At 61.8% G+C, this 17,716-nt stretch carries 17 protein-coding genes; 10 read left to right on the plus strand and 7 right to left on the minus strand.

Annotated elements, in window-relative coordinates; genetic code table 11:
* Positions 1-18: 18 nt before the first annotated feature.
* On the minus strand, positions 19-780 hold the full coding sequence (locus H351_RS10045; protein ID WP_019744912.1) for an ABC transporter permease: 762 nt from the start codon (positions 778-780) through the stop codon (positions 19-21).
* A complete protein-coding gene (locus H351_RS10050) occupies positions 777-1,730 on the minus strand; it encodes an ATP-binding cassette domain-containing protein (RefSeq protein ID WP_019744911.1) in 954 nt (317 codons plus the stop codon). Before H351_RS10050 ends, H351_RS10045 begins: the two co-directional genes overlap by 4 nt.
* Positions 1,731-1,823: 93 nt before the next feature.
* On the opposite strand from H351_RS10050, the gene H351_RS10055 reads away from it, so the two are divergent.
* Positions 1,824-2,627 carry a TetR/AcrR family transcriptional regulator gene (locus H351_RS10055; RefSeq protein WP_029256013.1) on the plus strand — a complete coding sequence of 268 codons (804 nt, stop codon included), beginning with the start codon at positions 1,824-1,826 and terminating at the stop codon, positions 2,625-2,627.
* Here the strand turns inward: H351_RS10055 and H351_RS10060 are convergent.
* On the minus strand, positions 2,562-3,545 hold the full coding sequence (locus tag H351_RS10060; RefSeq protein ID WP_029256012.1) for a sugar-binding transcriptional regulator: 984 nt from the start codon (positions 3,543-3,545) through the stop codon (positions 2,562-2,564). The genes H351_RS10055 and H351_RS10060 overlap by 66 nt on opposite strands.
* Before the next feature lie 239 nt (positions 3,546-3,784).
* On the opposite strand from H351_RS10060, the gene H351_RS10065 reads away from it, so the two are divergent.
* From H351_RS10065 to H351_RS10075, 3 genes are all read left to right on the plus strand, one after another.
* On the plus strand, positions 3,785-4,615 hold the full coding sequence (locus tag H351_RS10065) for an MIP/aquaporin family protein (protein ID WP_021345269.1): 831 nt from the start codon (positions 3,785-3,787) through the stop codon (positions 4,613-4,615).
* 65 nt (positions 4,616-4,680) lie between these two features.
* Positions 4,681-6,189, plus strand: a complete 1,509-nt coding sequence (gene glpK / locus H351_RS10070) for a glycerol kinase GlpK (protein WP_020908780.1) — start codon at positions 4,681-4,683, stop codon at positions 6,187-6,189.
* A 48-nt stretch (positions 6,190-6,237) separates the two neighbouring features.
* Entirely contained in the window at positions 6,238-7,953 is a 1,716-nt protein-coding gene (locus H351_RS10075) for a glycerol-3-phosphate dehydrogenase/oxidase (protein ID WP_029256011.1), read from the plus strand.
* Positions 7,954-8,017: 64 nt separating this feature from the next.
* Here the strand turns inward: H351_RS10075 and H351_RS10080 are convergent, their stop codons facing one another.
* Genes H351_RS10080 through H351_RS10095 form a run of 4 tightly spaced genes read right to left on the minus strand, consistent with a single transcriptional unit; the run spans position 8,018 to position 11,194 of the window.
* Entirely contained in the window at positions 8,018-9,295 is a 1,278-nt protein-coding gene (locus H351_RS10080; protein ID WP_029256010.1) for a sensor histidine kinase, read from the minus strand.
* Positions 9,292-9,969: a response regulator transcription factor gene (locus H351_RS10085; RefSeq protein ID WP_029256009.1), complete on the minus strand. Its 678-nt coding sequence runs from the start codon at positions 9,967-9,969 to the stop codon at positions 9,292-9,294. Before H351_RS10085 ends, H351_RS10080 begins: the two co-directional genes overlap by 4 nt.
* Before the next feature lie 12 nt (positions 9,970-9,981).
* Complete coding sequence (locus H351_RS10090) at positions 9,982-10,545, minus strand: hypothetical protein (protein WP_020970477.1); 564 nt, start codon at positions 10,543-10,545, stop codon at positions 9,982-9,984.
* Positions 10,538-11,194 carry a hypothetical protein gene (locus H351_RS10095; RefSeq protein ID WP_020970476.1) on the minus strand — a complete coding sequence of 219 codons (657 nt, stop codon included), beginning with the start codon at positions 11,192-11,194 and terminating at the stop codon, positions 10,538-10,540. The genes H351_RS10090 and H351_RS10095 overlap by 8 nt, the downstream gene beginning before the upstream one ends.
* A gap of 256 nt (positions 11,195-11,450) precedes the next feature.
* Between H351_RS10095 and H351_RS10100 the strand changes: the two genes are divergently transcribed.
* The 6 genes from H351_RS10100 to lpdA all read left to right on the plus strand — a co-directional run bounded on the left by H351_RS10100 (position 11,451) and on the right by lpdA (position 17,686).
* Complete coding sequence (locus H351_RS10100; RefSeq protein ID WP_020970475.1) at positions 11,451-12,017, plus strand: hypothetical protein; 567 nt, start codon at positions 11,451-11,453, stop codon at positions 12,015-12,017.
* A gap of 63 nt (positions 12,018-12,080) precedes the next feature.
* Positions 12,081-12,542 carry an RNA polymerase sigma factor SigD gene (locus H351_RS10105; RefSeq protein ID WP_020970474.1) on the plus strand — a complete coding sequence of 154 codons (462 nt, stop codon included), beginning with the start codon at positions 12,081-12,083 and terminating at the stop codon, positions 12,540-12,542.
* Positions 12,543-12,778: 236 nt separating this feature from the next.
* Positions 12,779-13,702 (plus strand): thiamine pyrophosphate-dependent dehydrogenase E1 component subunit alpha, encoded by a 924-nt coding sequence (locus tag H351_RS10110; RefSeq protein WP_051636603.1) that lies wholly within the window; start codon positions 12,779-12,781, stop codon positions 13,700-13,702.
* 10 nt (positions 13,703-13,712) lie between these two features.
* Positions 13,713-14,762, plus strand: coding sequence for an alpha-ketoacid dehydrogenase subunit beta (locus H351_RS10115; protein WP_019744899.1), 1,050 nt, complete (start codon positions 13,713-13,715; stop codon positions 14,760-14,762).
* A 2-nt stretch (positions 14,763-14,764) separates the two neighbouring features.
* On the plus strand, positions 14,765-16,282 hold the full coding sequence (locus H351_RS10120) for a 2-oxo acid dehydrogenase subunit E2 (protein ID WP_021345263.1): 1,518 nt from the start codon (positions 14,765-14,767) through the stop codon (positions 16,280-16,282).
* A gap of 6 nt (positions 16,283-16,288) precedes the next feature.
* Positions 16,289-17,686: a dihydrolipoyl dehydrogenase gene (gene lpdA / locus H351_RS10125; protein ID WP_021345262.1), complete on the plus strand. Its 1,398-nt coding sequence runs from the start codon at positions 16,289-16,291 to the stop codon at positions 17,684-17,686.
* Positions 17,687-17,716: the final 30 nt, after the last annotated feature.

A 17,716-nucleotide genomic window follows, 5' to 3' on the forward strand; every position in this document is an offset into this window, starting at 1 on the left:
TGGGGCTTTCTTGTGTGGTCAGCTCGCGGTCTTTCGTCGGTAGAGCCAGTTCGACCACACGAATCCCGCGGCGGCGATGCCCAGGCACCACGCGAGGGCGATGGCCGCGCTGTTCCCGATCGGCGTGCCCATCAGGAGTCCGCGCACCGTCTCGATGATCGGGGTTACCGGTTGGTGCCGGGCAAATCCCTGCAGCCATGACGGCATTGTCTCAGCCGGTACGAAAGCAGTGCTGACGTAGGGCAGGAACATGATGGCGAAGGTGAATCCGCTTGCAGCCTCCGGGTTCTTGGCCAAGAGCCCCAAAGCTGTCGAGAGGTACGACATGGCAAAGACGAAGGCGACGATCACAGCGGCGACGCCGAGCCAGCGCAACGGATCGCTGGTCGGGCGAAATCCCATGATCAGCGCAACGACGACCACGATCGCCGTAGTCAGGACGTTGCGGACGACGCTGGCCAGTACATGACCGGTCAGGACCGACGACGGAGAGATCGCCAAGGTCCGGAAACGGTCGATGATCCCGTCCTTCATGTCGCTCGAGACGCTGACCGCGGTGGTCGAGGCGCCGAATCCGGCGCACAGAAGGATGATTCCTGGCACGACGTAGTCGATGTACTCGCTACCGGTGTTGATGGCGCCGCCGAAGACGTAGACGAACAGCAGCATGAGCATGACCGGAAGGGCTATCGCGGTGATCATCGAATCCGGACTGCGCAGAACGTGTTTGAGATTCCGGCGGAGCATCACCGCGGAATCGATTGCAATGGTGGAGGTCATCGAACGCTCGCAATCTCGGGTTGGCCTGATCCGGTGAGCGCGAAGAACACGTCGTCCAGATCCGGAGTGTGAACGGAGAACTTCTCGACGGTGATCGACGGATCGTCGATCGAGTCGAGGATGGCTTTGATCGACGGAACCGCCCCGTCGGAAGGGATGTGCAGGGTCAAGGTCTCGGCATTCGAATGCGCCTGCGGCAGTGATGCCGCGGCGAGTTCGAGTTGGGCCAGGTTCTCGAATTGCAGAGCGACATGGCCGCCGGGAACAAGGCGTTTGAGTTCGTCCGGTGTTCCCTCGGCGACGAGGCGACCGCCGCTCAGCACGCCGACTGTATCGGCCAATTCGTCTGCCTCGTCGAGGTATTGGGTGGTGAGGAAGATGGTGACGCCTGACGCTGTGAGTCCTCGAACGATCGACCACATTTCGTGGCGGCTTCGCGGGTCCAGGCCGGTGGTGGGTTCGTCGAGAAAGACGACGTCCGGTCGGGCGACGAGGCTCATTGCGATGTCGAGTCGTCTGAGCATGCCGCCCGAGTAGTCGCCGGCGCGTTTGTCGCCGAAGTCCGTCAAATCGAACTGGTCGAGCAATTCCTCGGCACGGCGACGGGAGTTCTTCCGGCCCAGGTGATTCAGTTCGCCCAGTAGGGTCAGATTCTCGAATCCGGTCAGCAAGGTGTCGACGGCTGCGTACTGCCCGGTCACGCTGATGCGCCGCCGAACATTCTGTGGATCTCCGGGCAGTGAATGCCCCGCGACCGTGACCTCGCCTCCGTCGAAGGGGATGAGGGTGGTGAGAATTCTTACGGCCGTGGTCTTTCCGGCGCCGTTCGCGCCGAGGAGTGCGTACACCGATCCGGCCGGGACCGACAGGTCGAGTCCACCCAGTACTTGTTGATCGCCGTAGCGCTTACGGAGTCCGCGGACCGAGATTGCTGGGATCGTTCCTGACATCGAGACCTCCAAGTAAGAACTGTGTATGTCATAAACTCGTGTTTATAGCGTACACAGTTCTAGGATGATGGCAAGAGCGAAGAGTGGGAGCTTATGGATCGCGGAGCGCTACCGAGAGCAGTTGAACTGGCCTGGGGACTGGACCAGCCGGGAACGCGGGGTCCCAAGAAGGGGCTCAGTCTCGAGCAAATTCTCGACACCGCGATCGAGTTGGCCGACGCGGAAGGTGTCACGGCTCTGTCGATGGGCCGCGTGGCCAAAGCGCTCGGGTTCACGACCATGTCGCTCTACCGCTACGTGGCAAGCAAAGACGAACTGATCGAACTGATTTCGGATCGGGTGATCGGGCCACCGCCGGTGATTCCCGACGGCGTGACCTGGCGCGTCAAGCTCGAGGCGTGGGCGAATCAGGAGTATGTCACGATGCTGAGTCGACCGTGGTGGCTCAAGCTGCCCATCACGGCTCCACCGGCCGGGCCTAACAACATGGCGTGGCTCGACGCGGGTCTGAGCGCCCTCGACGGTGTCGCCCTGAGTGCCGCGTCGAAGTTCCAGGTGGTGACCAACGTGTCGTTGTTCGTCATCGGCCGCGCCCGATTCTCGGCTGACCTGGCTACTCGTTCAGCGCAGTCGGAAGATGACGACGTCGCATACGGTGCTCTCATTGCTCGTGTCATCAATCGGGAGGAATTCCCCCACCTGAGTGCCGCAATCGAGGAGGGTGGCTTCGAGGACGGCAGCCCGGAGGGTGAGGCCGCCGGCGACGATGCCTTCGATTTCAGTTTCTCGCTTGGCTTACTGCTCGACGGAATCGAGAAGCTGGTGCAGCGGTCAGGACACCAGCGCGGTGGCACTGACGTCGTCGATGATCAGGTCGGTGATCAGCCCGCCCCGTAGTGCGCCCTCCAGCGCGGGCAGTTTTGCTGTTCCGGCGACGATGCACACGCGCCTGGCGACCTTCTCGAAAAGGTCCAGTCGTGGGCCGCTCGCGCGCTCGTTGAGTTCGATTCCGCGGTAGCTCCCGTCTGACCGGAAGAACACGGTTGCGATGTCGCCGACTACTCCGTCGCGTCGAAGTGCTTCTGCTTCATCGGGTTCGAGGTATCCGGCGGTGTAGACGTGACTCGGGACGTTGCCGCCCGGTACGCCGATGCTGAAGACTGCCAGGTCCATTCGCTTTTGCATGTCCAGTACGCGTTTAATACTTCGTTCGCGCCACAACTGCTCCCGGGTCTCCGGGTAGTCGAAGAATGCGGGGACCGGAAATCCTTGGGGGAGAGCGCCGTAGGCGTCGGCGATGGTTCTGATGATGTCGCTGGCGTACGAGATTCCGGTGGTGCGAGTATTCGCGGCGCCGTTGAGTTGCACGACGTACGAGTTGTACGTGCGTTTGGGGGCAAGGTGCTTGCTGACTTCACTGAGAGTGGTTCCCCAGGCGATCCCCATCACCATGTCGCTGTCGAAGAACGACGCGAGCAGGCGTCCGGCAAAGGTTGCGACCTTCTCGAGTCGCTCGAGATCGCCCACCAGTTCCGGCACCGTCACCACGTGGGCACGCACTCCGTACCGTTCCGAGAACTCGCGTTCGATGCGAGGAGCCTGGCCGTGCGGGGTGCTGATCTTGATCTCGACGAGGCCTGAGGTGCGCGCGTAGGTGATCAATCGGGAGACGGTGGATCGGGACACCCCCATGTCGCGGCCGATGGCAGCCATGGTCTGGTCCTGGAAGTAATAGAGGCGTGCGGCCTGAACGGCGTCGGCGATGCGAGGGTCCGCTGGATCGGAGGTAGCGGAGTCGGAAGTGGGAGTTTGCATGGGTTCGTCCTGTCTGCACGTACGTGCAAGAGCACTGAACCGAATCTTATCCGAGTAGAACCAGGTTGAGCCGCTCGATCACGCAAAGTCCCAGAAGTGTGTCTGTTACCCGCGTTACGGTGCGCAAATGACGCATTTGCACATATGTGCACGAGCTATGCGTGAATGTGCAATGGGCTTTACGCTACGGGTGCAGCAATCCAAACTATGACATGCATCACAACGAAGTGAGGGTGGGGATGGAGAAAGCCAAGCGATTGGGGCTTCCAGGTGAGTTGGCAGCCGAGTTCGCCGGAACGATGATCTTGATCTTGTTCGGCGTCGGAGTTGTGGCGCAGGTTGTGTCCGGCGGGAGCGGTGGGGGTCTCGGCGGACACGACAGTATTGCGTGGGCCTGGGGACTCGGCGTCATGTTCGGCATCTATGTCGCAGGCCGGGTGACGGGTGCTCATCTGAACCCCGCAGTGACCTTCGCCTTCGCGATCTTCCGGGGATTCTCCTGGCGCAAGGTGCTGCCGTACACCCTGGCGCAGACCGCTGGAGCCTTTGTCGCCGCGTTGATAGTCCGGTGGAATTACAACGACATGCTCAATGCGATCGATCCCGGACACACAACCGCCACCCAGACGATCTTCTCGACGATGCCCGGAAACGGAACGCTTCCGGTCAGTCTCGGCTCGGCTCTGATCGATCAGATCATCGGCACCGCCATCCTGTTGTTCCTCATCGTTGCAGTCACCGATTCTCGTGGAACTCCGCCGCTTGCGAATCTCGCGCCGTTTGTCGTCGGATTGATCGTGGTGGGAATCGGATTCGCCTGGGCGACCAACGCGGGGTACGCCATCAACCCGGCGCGCGACTTCGGGCCACGACTGGCGTCCTTCATCACCGGCTACGGCAGCGCCTGGCGAGATCAGTACGGGAGCTTGTATTTCTGGGTGCCCATCGTGGGACCCCTGATCGGCGCTCCGATCGGAGTGTTCCTCTACGACAAGCTGGTTGGAAGATTCCTGCCTGACGACGAGTCGGCGGAGGAAGCGACCGAGGAGCCGGCGTCGATACCGGCGTGACCGCGAAACATTATCTCTGACAGTCAATCTCTCGTACTTTCTTTCGATACCAAAGGGGTAGCACGATGACGCAGTTCGTAGCCGCGATAGACCAGGGAACCACCTCCACACGTTGCATGATCTTCGATCACAGTGGGCACGTAGTCGCTGTCGAACAGCACGAGCACACACAGATCTTTCCGCAGGCAGGCTGGGTCGAACACGATCCGATCGAAATTTGGGACAACGTCCGCAACGTCACCGCGGGCGCTTTGGCAAACGCAGACCTGACCGCGGCCGATATCGCGTCCGTCGGCATCACCAATCAGCGTGAGACAGCGGTGGTGTGGGAACGCGCCACCGGAAAACCCGTCTACAACGCAATTGTCTGGCAGGACACACGCACCGATCGAATCTGTACTGCACTCGCCGGCGAGGACGGGCCGAAGAAGTACACCGAAGTCACCGGATTGCCTTTGGCCACGTACTTCTCGGGTCCCAAGGTCAAGTGGATTCTCGACAACGTCGAGGGTGCGCGTGAGAAGGCCGAAGCAGGAGAGTTGTGCTTCGGCACGATGGACACCTGGGTGCTGTGGAACATGACCGGCGGCGTCGACGGCGGAGTGCACGCAACCGACCCCACCAATGCGTCGCGCACCCTGTTGATGGATCTCGACACTCTCGCTTGGGATTCGGCGATCTGCGCCGACATGGGCATCCCCGAATCGATGCTCCCCGAGATTCGCAGCTCGTCCGAAACTTTCGGATTCGTACGCGAACGCGGAACGTTGTCCGGTGTGCCGATCGCCGGAATCCTCGGCGATCAGCAAGCAGCGACTTTCGGTCAGGCCTGCCTCTCACCCGGAGAAGCGAAGAACACCTACGGAACCGGCAACTTCGTGCTCCTCAACACCGGCACCGAAAAGGTGATGAGCAAGAACGGTTTGTTGACTACGGTCTGTTACAAGATCGGTGAGCAGCCAACGGTTTACGCGCTGGAAGGATCGATCGCCGTGACCGGTTCGCTGGTCCAGTGGCTTCGGGACAACCTCGGCATGATCGACAACGCGGCCGACATCGAGGTCAATGCGCGCTCTGTGGACGACAACGGTGGCGCGTACTTCGTGCCTGCGTTCTCGGGTCTGTTCGCACCGCACTGGCGCGCGGATGCCCGCGGTGCCATCGTCGGTCTGACCCGGTTCGTGAACAAGGGGCACCTTGCCCGGGCGGTACTCGAAGCGACTGCGTACCAGAGCCGTGAGGTGATCGAGGCGATGAACCTCGACTCGGGCGTCGACTTGAAGGTACTCAAGGTCGACGGCGGAATGGTCGCGAACGAACTCCTCATGCAATTCCAGGCTGATCTGCTCGACGTCGAGGTGATCCGCCCTGTCGTTGCGGAGACCACGGCATTGGGCGCTGCGTACGCCGCTGGTCTCGCGGTCGGGTACTGGGAGAGCGAGGACGACATTCGCAGCAACTGGGCGAAGGACAAGAGCTGGACGCCGTCGATGGATTCGGCCGAGCGTGAGCGGCTGTACGCAGGCTGGCAGAAAGCCGTCACTCGGACACTCGACTGGGTCGACGCAGACTGATAGCGGCGCCCGAATTTCTACCTATTTTCAAGTGAAGGAACCCTTTTCATGAGCACAGCACAAGCATTGAGTCCGTCCTCGCGGGCGGAGTCGCTGAAGAAGTTGGAAGAAACCGAACTCGACGTCCTGGTCATCGGCGGTGGCGTGGTCGGCGCGGGTAGCGCGCTCGATGCCGCAACTCGTGGTCTGAAGGTGGGCTTGGTGGAGGCTCGTGACTTCGCGTCCGGAACGTCGAGCAGGTCCAGCAAGTTGTTCCACGGCGGACTGCGTTACCTGGAGCAGTTCAATTTTGCGCTCGTGTTCGAGGCACTGCGTGAGCGTTCGCTGGTTCTGAACTCGCTGTGCCCGCATCTCGCGAAGCCGGTGCCGTTCATCTACCCGCTCGAGAAGTTGATCGACCGGCCGTACGTCGGTCTGGGCATCGGCGTCTACGACGTGATGGGCGCAGGCCGCGGGGTTCCCTCACACCACAAGCATGTGGGAAAGAAGAAGACTCTCGAGTCGTTCCCTTCCGGAAAGCGCTCTGCTATCAGGGGTTCGGTCAAGTTCTACGAGGGCCAGGTAGATGACGCGCGCCACACGATGATGCTGGCGCGCACAGCAGCCGAATACGGCGCACTGTGCGTCAACAGCACCCGCGTAATCGGTTTTCTCCGTGAGGAGGACCGCGTTGTCGGAGTGAAGGCAGTGGATCTGGAAACGGGTCGCGCGTTCGAGATCCGTGCTCGTCAGGTCATCAACGCCGCCGGGGTCTGGACCGACGAGATCCAGGAAATGGTCGGTGGGCGAGGGCAATTCCAGGTTCGCGCTTCGAAAGGTGTGCACCTGGTCGTCCCGCGAAACCGCATCAACTCCTCTACCGGAATCATCACGCGGACCGAGAAGAGTCTGCTGTTCGTGATCCCGTGGGGAAGCCACTGGATCATCGGTACGACGGACACCGACTGGAACCTCGACCTCGCGCATCCGGCAGCGAGCCGAAGCGATATCGACTACATCCTCGGACATGTCAACAAGCTGCTCCAGGACGAGTTGACGCACGAGGACGTTGTTGGTGTGTACGCGGGACTGCGTCCGTTGTTGTTCGGCGAATCGGACTCGACCAGCACTCTCTCGCGTGAGCACGCGGTGTCGAGTCCGGTTCGAGGGTTGACGGTGGTCGCCGGTGGCAAGTACACGACCTACCGCGTGATGGCCAAGGACGCAGTCGATTCCGCGGTACACGGACTCGAACAGAAGGTGCCGAAGTCCTGCACCGAGCGTATCCAGCTGGTGGGTGCCGACGGCTATTTTGCCGCACACAACAATCGGCATCTCACCGCTGAGCGCACCGGGCTCCACGTTTCGACCATCGAGCACCTACTCGGGCGGTACGGAACTTTGGCTGACGAGTTGTTCGGACTCATCGAGGCGAGGCCTGAACTGGGGCAGCCGTTGGACTCCGCCCCTGAGTACCTCAAGGCGGAGATTCACTACGCCGCGAGTCACGAGGGTGCGCAGCATCTCGACGACATCCTCACCCGTCGTACCCGCATCTCCATCGAGGTGACCGACCGCGGCGACGCGGCAGCCGCGGAAGTAGCCGAACTGGTTGCACCGGTGCTGGGTTGGACTCCCGAGCACATTGCCGAGGAGATCGAACACTACCGGTTGCGTGTTGTAGCCGAGCGGGAATCGCAGGAGCAGCCCGATGACCTGACCGCTGATGCGGCGCGCCTTGGTGCACCGGACGTTCGCACCGGAGTCACTGTCGGACAGGTTTGAACCTGAGACACCACTGATCGGCCGGGACACTGCGTCCCGGCCGATCGGCCGAACTGGCTCGGTGTCAAGCGAACTCGTCTGGCGGGCATTCGGGGAGGTCGATCGTCACCACAGCGCCGCCGTTCGGATGGTTCGAGAAGTTGATACGAGCGCCGATGACCGCCGCTTGCCCGACTACGATCGTCAAGCCGAGGCCCAGGCCCGAGTTCGGGCCGCGTTCGACGCAATCGGTCTGAAATCTCTTCGGCCCCTGACGAAGCCACTCTTCAGTGAACCCGCTGCCCCGATCCCGCACCGTGATGCGGGAGTGATCGACGTCGACATTGATCGGCGGCTTTCCGTGATTTCGAGCATTCAAGATCAGGTTGGCGATGATCCGCTCGAGCCGACGTGCGTCGGTGTACGACACAGGCGTCCCGTGAACTCTCACTTCGCACTCCACCCCGGTGGTGGAAATCGCGTGGTGAACCACCGGTGCCAGTTCCACCGATTGGATGTCAGCCTGCTCGGACGTGGTGTCGAGGCGGGCCACTTCGATGACGTCCTCGGCAAGCCTTCTGAGTTTATGGACGCCGTCGCGCACTAATTCGGTAGGCCTACCTGGCGGCAGAAGCTCTGCGGCGCCGACCAGTCCGGAGATGGGTGTTCTGAGGTCATGCGCGATGTTGGCTGTCACGCGCTTCTCGGCGTCCAATTGTCCCCGCAGCGCATCCGACATTGCGTCGACCGCATCCGCCAGCTCGGTGATCTCGTCGTCGAAAAGCGACCAGGTGACCGAGCGGACGCGGATGTTCGCTCCGGTGGACACTTTGCGAGCCGCACGGGCGGCCGAGCGCAATCGATACGACATCGCGAGTCCAAGCAGCACACCCAGGACGGCACCCGCTGCGATCACTGCGATGGTGGCATTGCGAAGTGTCCGATCGACGCTGGCGATCGATTCCCGCTGCGCGGTGTACGGGACGCGAATCGCCACCACCTGAGTGTTGACGTCGGCAGCAGCCCAGACAAATGGCTGGTCCCCGCTGTCGACAAGGTAGGTGGCACGTTTGCCGCCCGCCACGGCCTGACGCAACTCTTCCGGAACGTCGAGACCATCTGTGGTGGCGCGGAACAGCGCACGCATGCTGCCCGTTTCGTCCTGCAGCACCAGTTGGAGATTGCGATCAGCTGCCGCCCGTGCTGCATCCTCTTGGTTGTGTGAAAAGGTTTGATGCATCACGGTACTGAGCGTGATCGAGGCGACGGCAATCACGAACGTGATGGCCGCCGCGATCTTCCACTGAAACGACAACCGCCTCCCGGTGGACGGGAGCTTGGCGGCGAGATCCCGCGATCTCACCGATGGTTGTCCATCGTGTAGCCGAACCCCCGGACGGTTCGGATCTGTTCGGAGCCGATCTTCGTGCGCAATCGCTGAACGTGAACGTCGACGATGCGCGTATCGCCGCCCCAGTCGTAATCCCAGACGTCCGAGAGCAGTTCGGAGCGAGACCAGACTTTGCGCGGCACACTCACCATGACCAGGAGCAGCTTCATTTCAGTGGGGGTGAGTGCCACTTCGGCGCCCGAACGCGTGACGGTCACCAACTCGCGATCGATCTCCAGATCGCCGAGAGTCACGATGTCTTTCTCCGTACCGGAATGGGATTCGACCCGCCGGAGCACACTTCGGATACGGGCCACCAGGACACCGCTGTCGAAGGGCTTGGTGACGTAGTCGTCGGCACCGGCTTCCAATCCGAGAACGATGTCGACCGGGTCGTCGCGCGCGGACAGCATGATGACCGGCACCGACAGTTCCTCACGAATGCGTCGGCACAGGCTGATTCCGTTCAGGTCGGGAAGCATCACGTCGAGGACGGCGATATCCGGCTTGGCGTCGACCGCCAAATCCATTCCGGTCAACCCACCCGATGCGGTGATCACCCGAAACCCGTTGCGTTCGAGATTCAATTGCGTTGCTTCGCGGATGACAGCGTCGTCTTCGACCAGCAAAATCAACGGATCGGTCATCGGCCTTCGCTTTCATGGGAACGGAACACTCTCAAACCCTTCACCGGTCCACTTGTATGCAGTCGACGATTGACAGAACTCCGGAATGCCGGGGTCTTTGCACAGGTCGACCATGACTGACAATCCTCCGGTTGAGCCGACGACGTAGCGTCCTGGGTCTTGCACTCCGAAGACTTTGTGAGCGCCCGATTCGTCGATCTGGTAGACGAATCCGGCGACCATGAAGCTGACCGGTGGGGCCGGTCGTCCCCAGATGCCGACAGACTCGCAGGTGAAGACATTGACGACGGCATCTTGCCAAACGGCGTCCGTCACGTGGGAGTACCGGATTTCGAAGGGGAAGTTCGCATCCCCGCACAGTCGGAGACTGTCCTTGACCGCATCGGACACTTCCGGGTCTGCTCTGAGGAGGGCAACAGGATCGATGCTCAAGCCCTGTGAGAGATCCGAGGGGTCGAGTGATGCTGCGATATTCGGAGTGGGTTCTGATTCAGGCTCGGTGGAACAGGAGGCGAGAGCAAACGCGACCGGCAGGCAAAGACCGGCGAGCATCGCGCGGCGACGGCGATCAATCACGGATGAACTCCGTTCCATCCCAGTGGAACTCGGTTCGCAGCGGCGGACGCGGGCAACATTCGAACTCCGGTGGCCGCGGATCCGTTTCCAGGACAGACAAACTCGCGGCGCGCTGACCGCTGACGATGAATTTTCCGCGCTCTTCGACGGAGAACAGGCGCTCACCCAGTTCGGGATTGTCTTCACTCGAACCGGCCTTGCCGCTGCGGTAGACGTAGCCGGCGAGGTTGACCGAAATCGATACTCCGGTCCCGGGTTGGTGGGCAGGTTGGCACGGATACACATTCATGACGACCAGTTCGGTCTCCGGCACGATACGAGGTGCGCCTGGATCGAGAAGGATGGATCCGACAGAGATCGGATACCAGTCCGGGCACGATCGGAGTTCTGTCTTCACGCCCTCCGACACCCCTGGGTCGTCGAGAAGCGCACGGCCCAACCTCGAATTCTCGGCAACCCGTCTGGCCAGGTCGGCGGGCTGTGTGACGGACAATCCGGTGGAAGCGACATCGCCTTCGATCACAACACCCTGAGTGGACCCGCATCCGGTGATCACGGACGCTCCGACGGCCGCTGTCGCGAGTGCCGTACCGAACAGCCTGCGAGTGCGGCCTGTTCGGCCCTCGCAGATCTCATTCCGATACAACACTTTCCCCTCCCCGGCCGGTGCGAACTGTCTCATCGGCATGCGCACTTTTCATAGGATCACACGTGATCTCGATATCGGCGTTTCGCCACCCACCGTTACGTAATCGTATGAATGTCGGGACCGTTGAGAGTTGGTACGCGACCGCCGGAATTCTGTTACGAAACCGATGGAATCAGGCTTTTAGAGTGAGTCACGTCGATGTTCGCCATTTGAGGTGAACGGACCCGAATTTCTGTATCGAGGAGCGTGAGAGCACATGCCTGATGTTTTGCTGACCAACAAGTCTCGGCGCCTGCGAGTGTTCCTTGCCGTACTGACGATCGGAAGCGCGTGCGCCATGACCGCGTGTTCGAGTGAAGACACCACTGCACCTGAAAACGGTTCGACGGCTACGTCAGTGGTCGCGGCGTCCGCGACCACACCCCCGCTGACCACGGTGGCACCTACGTCGGAGACAGTCGAAAATTCGAATTCGGCCGGCAGCGCGGACGAATCCACCCCGGGAGTCCCGGCGGGTGGAGCAGCACCGGCCTGGACGCCGGTCTCCGCCAGCACAGTTGCCCCTGCGGCCCCTGGTCCGGCTACCGGGTCGACCAAGTGCACCGATCAGATCAACTATGCGGGCGATCCTCGTTCGAATGCAGAGATCAACAGCATCGGAGAGCAGATGGGTTCATGCCCGGCCCCGCTCCCATCCGGTGCCGTCGAACCCCCCGAGAAGTGCACTGACCAGATCAACTACGGCGCTGACCCTCGTTCCAACGCCGAGATCAACATCATCGGGGAACAAACCGGGATCTGCCCCGAGCCGATACGCCCCTAGCGAGCTCGAAACCTGAGCAGTAGTCGGGAATTCGACCAAGGGTGGAACCAGGGGGAGATCGGAATGACAAGCAGGGCAGGTGGACGTTCGATCGACGGTGTTGCCGACGATGCGTCCCGAGGGGATCGTGACGCGATTGCGGAACTCCTTCAACGCATCGTGCCTCTGGTGACGCGGCGCTGTCGTGCCGAATTGCGACCGGTCGACGCTGACCGTATTGCCGTCGGCATTTGCGGTTCCGTCCTGGCCGATATCCAGCGACGACGACGCGCCGGAGAAGCGTTCCTCGCGCATCTGTACGACGCGATCAGTCGCGAAATCGATTCGCTACCCGCATCCAGTCGACTCACTCTGCCGTTCGGCGATCTGTCGGCCGTCGAACGCAATGTCTTGGTAGCTCGCATCGTTGTCGGTTTCGACGTGCGCGAGACGGCGCTGTCACTGAGAACAACAACGAGCGCCGTCGAACTCGTACAACACCGCGCGCTGTCCAAGATCAGACGCGGCAGCCTCAGCGGCGCCTGAGTCAACGCTCGAAAGTCAACAGCTGCAACCCTTCGCAACTCCCGGCAACCTCACGCAACTCTTTCTCTTCGCCCGTGACCTACACGACACTGCATGGCGACGAGTGATCGAGAACGAGGAGTGTGACGGTGGTTCAACGGACGGCGCAGAAGCCGGCAACGTCAGGATCGAAAAAGACCGGGGCCAAGCCTCATTCAGGGCTGGACCGGGATGCATTGCTGAAGGCGTACGAGAAGATGTCGCGCATCCGCGCGTTCGAGGATCGATTGCACGAAGAGAATGCAACCGGTGACATCCCCGGCTTCATTCACCTCTACTCGGGCCAGGAAGCCATCGCGGTGGGAGTGTGCGAGAACCTGAGCGACGCCGACTACATCGGATCCACTCACCGCGGTCACGGGCACTGCATCGCCAAGGGCTGCGATCTGAACGGCATGATGGCCGAGATCTTCGGCAAGGACGACGGCTTGTGCCGCGGTAAGGGTGGGTCGATGCACATCGCCGACCTGTCCGTGGGAATGCTGGGTGCCAATGCGATTGTCGGCGGAGCACCGTCGTTGGCGATCGGCGCTGCACTGAGTGGCAAGACACTTCGAGACGGCGTCATCGCAGCGTCGTTCACGGGAGACGGTGGATCCAACCAGGGAACCGTCTTCGAGGCGATGAACATGGCTGTGGTGCTGGATCTTCCGATCGTCTTCGTGATCGAGAACAACGGATTCGGTGAAGCAACAGGAACCGACTACGCGGTGGGCGCACCCGACATCGCCGCCCGCGCTGCATCCTTCGGAATGCCTGCCGTCAAGGTGGACGGCACCGACTTCTTCGCGGTCTACGACGCAATGGCGGAAGCATCCGAGCGAGCCAGGACCGGCGGTGGCCCCACCACGATCGAGGCGGCCGCATTCCGTTGGCACGGCCACTTCGAGGGTGACGCGCAGCTGTATCGCACGGCGGAACAGGTTGCGCAACTACGGGAAACCAAGGATCCGCTCAAGAATTTCCGTAGCAGTGTGGATGCGAAGAAGGTCAGCACCGCTGATCTGGACGCGGTGGACGAGCAGTCGCGAGTGCTGGTGGACGAGGCGGTAGCGAAGGCGCGCGCCGCAGCGTACCCACCAGTCGAAAATCTGCTGACCGATGTCTACGTGTCGTACTGAGGAGCCCGAGATGACAAGCGTGGAAGCCACAAACGTGTCGAAGAAGACCTACCGCGAGGCCGTCAAAGAGGCCATCGCTCAAGAAATGCAACGAGATCCGAGCGTCGTCCTGATCGGTGAGGACGTACGCGGTGGGCATGCCGGTACCAATCCCGATCTGGAGACGAAGAAGATCGAGGCATTCGGCGGTGTCCTGGGTGTCACCAAGGGATTGTGGACGGAGTTCGGTTCGGAGCGTGTAATCGATACCCCGATCACCGAATCCGCGATCATCGGAATGGCTGCCGGAGCCGCACTGACCGGACTGAGGCCGGTCGCCGAGCTGATGTTCATGGACTTCTTCGGAGTCTCCTACGACGCGCTCTACAACCAGGCTGCCAAGTTCCGCTACATGTTCGGTGGCAAAGCCAGAACTCCGCTGGTGGTGCGAGGAATGATCGGCGCCGGCTTCTCCGCCGCTGCGCAGCACTCTCAGTCTCCGTACAACGTGTTTGCTGCGGTGCCTGGCCTGAAAGTGGTCGCTCCGTCCAACGCCTACGACGCCAAAGGCCTTCTCATCCAGGCTATTCGGGACGACGATCCTGTTGTGTTCTGCGAGCACAAGGTGCTCTACGACCTCAAGGGCGAGGTGCCGGACGAGCCGTACGCGATTCCGTTCGGCGTCGCCAACTACACCAGGCAGGGCGACGACGTCACGATCATCGCTTTGTCCGCAATGGTGAACCGCGCCAATGACGTAGCGGACAAGCTGGCCGCCGAGGGTATTTCGGTCGAGGTCGTCGATCCTCGTACCGTCTCACCATTGGACGAGGACGGCATCCTCGAATCCGTCGCATCGACCGGACGCGTCGTGATCGTCGACGAATCCGCCGCCCGCTGCGGTTTCGGGCACGACGTGGCCGCGCTGATCGCCACCAAGGGATTCAACTACCTGAAAGCGCCGATCGAACTGATCACGCCGCCACATACTCCGGTTCCGTTCTCACCGACCCTCGAAACTGCCTGGCTGCCTGACGCGGCGCGCATCGAAGAGTCGGTTCGCAAGCTGGTGAGAGCCTGATCATGGCTGACATCAAAGCTATCGACATCCCCAAATGGGGGCTCTCCATGGAGGAGGGGTTGGTCAACGCGTGGCTCATCGAGGAAGGTGACTCGTTCACCAAGGGCCAGTTGATCTGTGAGATCGAGACCAGCAAGATCACCAACGAGCTGGAGGCGCCGTTCGACGGTGTTCTCCGCAAGATCGTCGGCATACCGGGGCAGACTCTGCCCGTCGGTGCCGTGATCGGTGTGTCCGCCGATGCGTCCACGACGGATGCGGAGATCGAGCAGTTCCTCGCCGCTCGCGGCGCAACCGCGCCGGCGGAAGAGCCGGCACCGTCACCAGCTGCCGAACCGGAGGCTCCCGCGACACCTACGGCTACACCCGCTGCGAAGGTGGTTGTTGCAGCGAAACCTGCACCAACCGGTTCCACCGTCGTACCGAGTGTTCTGCAGGGCACGACGCAGAGCGACGTGTTTGCGAGTCCTCGAGCACTCCGACGTGCCGAAGCGCTCGGAATCGATCTCGCCGCCGTAGTGGGTACCGGCCCACTCGGACGGATCAGTGTCCGAGACATCGACGACGCGATTCGTGACGCCGGTGGCACTGTTGCGACAGCAGCGCCGGCCACGAGATCCGGCCTCCCGCTGCGATCAACCGCCGACGACAGTGCCGTGCCTGCCACCCCGGTCGCACGCAGAACTGCCCGATCGCTGGGCGTAAACCTGCACGACTGTCGTCCGACAGGCTCGCGGGGACGCGTCTGCGTCGCCGACGTGCACGACGCCGCTCGTTCCGCGCAGCTCCTGCCAGAAGCGGCGGCTCAGACGGGAACCATTGCCGTCGAACCCGAGTACGACACAATTCCGTTCACGCCCATGCGATCGGCAATCGCGGGCAGGTTGCAGGCGTCCAAGCAGCAGGCTCCCCATTTCCGGCTCACGGCGGATCTCGAGCTCGATGCGCTCCTCACTCTGCGCAAGGAGATCAATTCGACTGTCCCGGCGGTCAAGCTGTCGGTCAACGACTTCATCGTGAAGGCCTGCGCGGCTGCGCTGATGAAGGTGCCGGACGTGAACGTCCAATTCGATGCCGCGAACGAATCGGTTCTTCGATTCGCGTCGGCGGATGTCTCGGTGGCAGTTGCACTTCCGACCGGACTGATCACGCCCATCGTGCGTAGTGCGAACACCAAGTCGTTGGCGGACATCTCCGGTGAGGTGCTCTCGTTGGCCACCAAGGCGAAGACCGGCAAACTCCGTCCCGAAGAATTCCAAGGCGGAACGTTCACGGTGTCCAACCTCGGCATGTTCGGGATCAAGGCATTCGACGCGATCATCAACCCGCCCCAGGGAGCGATCCTCGCCGTAGGTGCGGGGGAGAAGCGGGCCGTGGTGGTCGGCGACAGTGTTTCCGTCCGGACCGTGATGACCGTGACCCTCTCGTGCGATCACCGGGTGATCGACGGAGCCTTGGGCGCGACCTTCCTTCGGGAACTCCAGCGCTTTGTCGCTTCTCCCGCGCTGATGTTGGTGTAAGGGGCTGTGGTGGAAAGCAATACGTCGAAGAAGTACGACGTTCTTGTCATCGGTGGTGGCCCCGGTGGTTACGTGGCGGCGATCCGGGCCGCCCAGTTGGGGTTGAACGTTGCGCTGGTAGAACGTGATCGCCTCGGCGGAATCTGCCTCAACTGGGGTTGTATCCCCACCAAAGCGATGCTTCACGGCGCGGACGTCGCGCATACCTTGAGTGAACTCGACAAATACGGATTCAGTTCGGCGTCTGTCCAGTTCGACATCTCGAAGTTGGTGTCGTTCAGCCGAGGGGTTTCGGAGAAATTGTCCGGCGGTGTTGCCTACCTGATGAAGAAGAACGGCGTAGACGTCATCTCAGGCACCGCGAAGTTGGTGGACAAGGGCGTCGTGTCCGTGGAAGGTCAGACGTATCGAGCCGACCACGTGATCATTGCAACCGGCGCCCGGCCGCGTTCGATTCCCGGGGTTGCCCCCGACGGTGATCGGGTGTGGACCTACTTCGACGCACTCGTCCCGAAGGAACTACCGAAGTCGCTGCTCGTGATCGGGTCCGGCGCGATCGGAGTCGAATTCGCCAGCCTGTACCGCGATCTCGGCACCGAGGTGACCATTGTCGAGATGGCACCACACATCATGCCGGTGGAGGACGAAGAGATTTCGGCGTTCGTTCGCAGGCAGTTCGAGAAGCGTGGCATCACGATTCACACCGGAGCCTCGGTGTCGGCGGTGACCGTCGGCGCCGACGCCGTCGAAGTGAACGTGCAGACGAGCGACGGTGTCCAGGCGGTGACCGTGGACCGGGTATTGGTGGCTGCCGGGATCACCGGCAACGTCGAGGATCTGGGGTTGGAGGCTCTGGGCGTCGAGATCGAGCGTGGTGCGATCGTCACCGACCAGTGGTGCCGTACCAGTGCCTTCGGGATCTACGCGATCGGTGACGTGGCGGGCGCTCCATGTCTGGCGCACAAGGCAAGTCACGAAGCTGTCCTGTGCGTCGAAAAGCTGGCAGGCGTGCCCGATGTTCATCCGCTCGATCGCGACTACGTTCCGGGATGCACGTATGCCCGCCCGCAGGTGGCGAGTCTGGGTCTGACGGAGAAGCAGTGCGCCGGTACTGGTCGCACGCTGCGGGTCGGACACTTCGACCTGCAGGCGAACGGCAAGGCATTGGCGATCGGCGAGGCCGAAGGCTTCGTCAAGACGATCTTCGACGCCGATACCGGGGAACTGCTCGGCGCGCACATGGTCGGTCCGGATGTGACCGAGCAGATCCAGGGTTTCGGTATCGCCCGATCCCTCGAAGCCACCGGCGATGATCTCGCCGAGGTCGTGTTTGCTCATCCGACGCTCTCGGAGGCAATGCACGAGTCTGTGCTCTCGGCACTGGGGAGACCCCTCAACGCATGAGCACAGTCCGCGTGCGTGAACGTCGTCCTA

The sequence above is a fragment of the Rhodococcus erythropolis R138 genome (assembly GCF_000696675.2).
Taxonomy (GTDB): domain Bacteria; phylum Actinomycetota; class Actinomycetes; order Mycobacteriales; family Mycobacteriaceae; genus Rhodococcus_F; species Rhodococcus_F erythropolis.

What these genes read in the sequence shown, in the direction of transcription:
- H351_RS10045 (WP_019744912.1), bottom strand. Translation starts at nt 780, where the DNA reads ATGACCTCCACCATTGCAATCGATTCCGCGGTGATGCTCCGCCGGAAT.
- H351_RS10050 (WP_019744911.1), bottom strand. Translation starts at nt 1,730, where the DNA reads ATGTCAGGAACGATCCCAGCAATCTCGGTCCGCGGACTCCGTAAGCGC.
- H351_RS10055 (WP_029256013.1), top strand. Translation starts at nt 1,824, where the DNA reads ATGGATCGCGGAGCGCTACCGAGAGCAGTTGAACTGGCCTGGGGACTG.
- H351_RS10060 (WP_029256012.1), bottom strand. Translation starts at nt 3,545, where the DNA reads ATGCAAACTCCCACTTCCGACTCCGCTACCTCCGATCCAGCGGACCCT.
- H351_RS10065 (WP_021345269.1), top strand. Translation starts at nt 3,785, where the DNA reads ATGGAGAAAGCCAAGCGATTGGGGCTTCCAGGTGAGTTGGCAGCCGAG.
- glpK (WP_020908780.1), top strand. Translation starts at nt 4,681, where the DNA reads ATGACGCAGTTCGTAGCCGCGATAGACCAGGGAACCACCTCCACACGT.
- H351_RS10075 (WP_029256011.1), top strand. Translation starts at nt 6,238, where the DNA reads ATGAGCACAGCACAAGCATTGAGTCCGTCCTCGCGGGCGGAGTCGCTG.
- H351_RS10085 (WP_029256009.1), bottom strand. Translation starts at nt 9,969, where the DNA reads ATGACCGATCCGTTGATTTTGCTGGTCGAAGACGACGCTGTCATCCGC.
- H351_RS10100 (WP_020970475.1), top strand. Translation starts at nt 11,451, where the DNA reads ATGCCTGATGTTTTGCTGACCAACAAGTCTCGGCGCCTGCGAGTGTTC.
- H351_RS10105 (WP_020970474.1), top strand. Translation starts at nt 12,081, where the DNA reads ATGACAAGCAGGGCAGGTGGACGTTCGATCGACGGTGTTGCCGACGAT.
- H351_RS10110 (WP_051636603.1), top strand. Translation starts at nt 12,779, where the DNA reads ATGTCGCGCATCCGCGCGTTCGAGGATCGATTGCACGAAGAGAATGCA.
- H351_RS10115 (WP_019744899.1), top strand. Translation starts at nt 13,713, where the DNA reads ATGACAAGCGTGGAAGCCACAAACGTGTCGAAGAAGACCTACCGCGAG.
- H351_RS10120 (WP_021345263.1), top strand. Translation starts at nt 14,765, where the DNA reads ATGGCTGACATCAAAGCTATCGACATCCCCAAATGGGGGCTCTCCATG.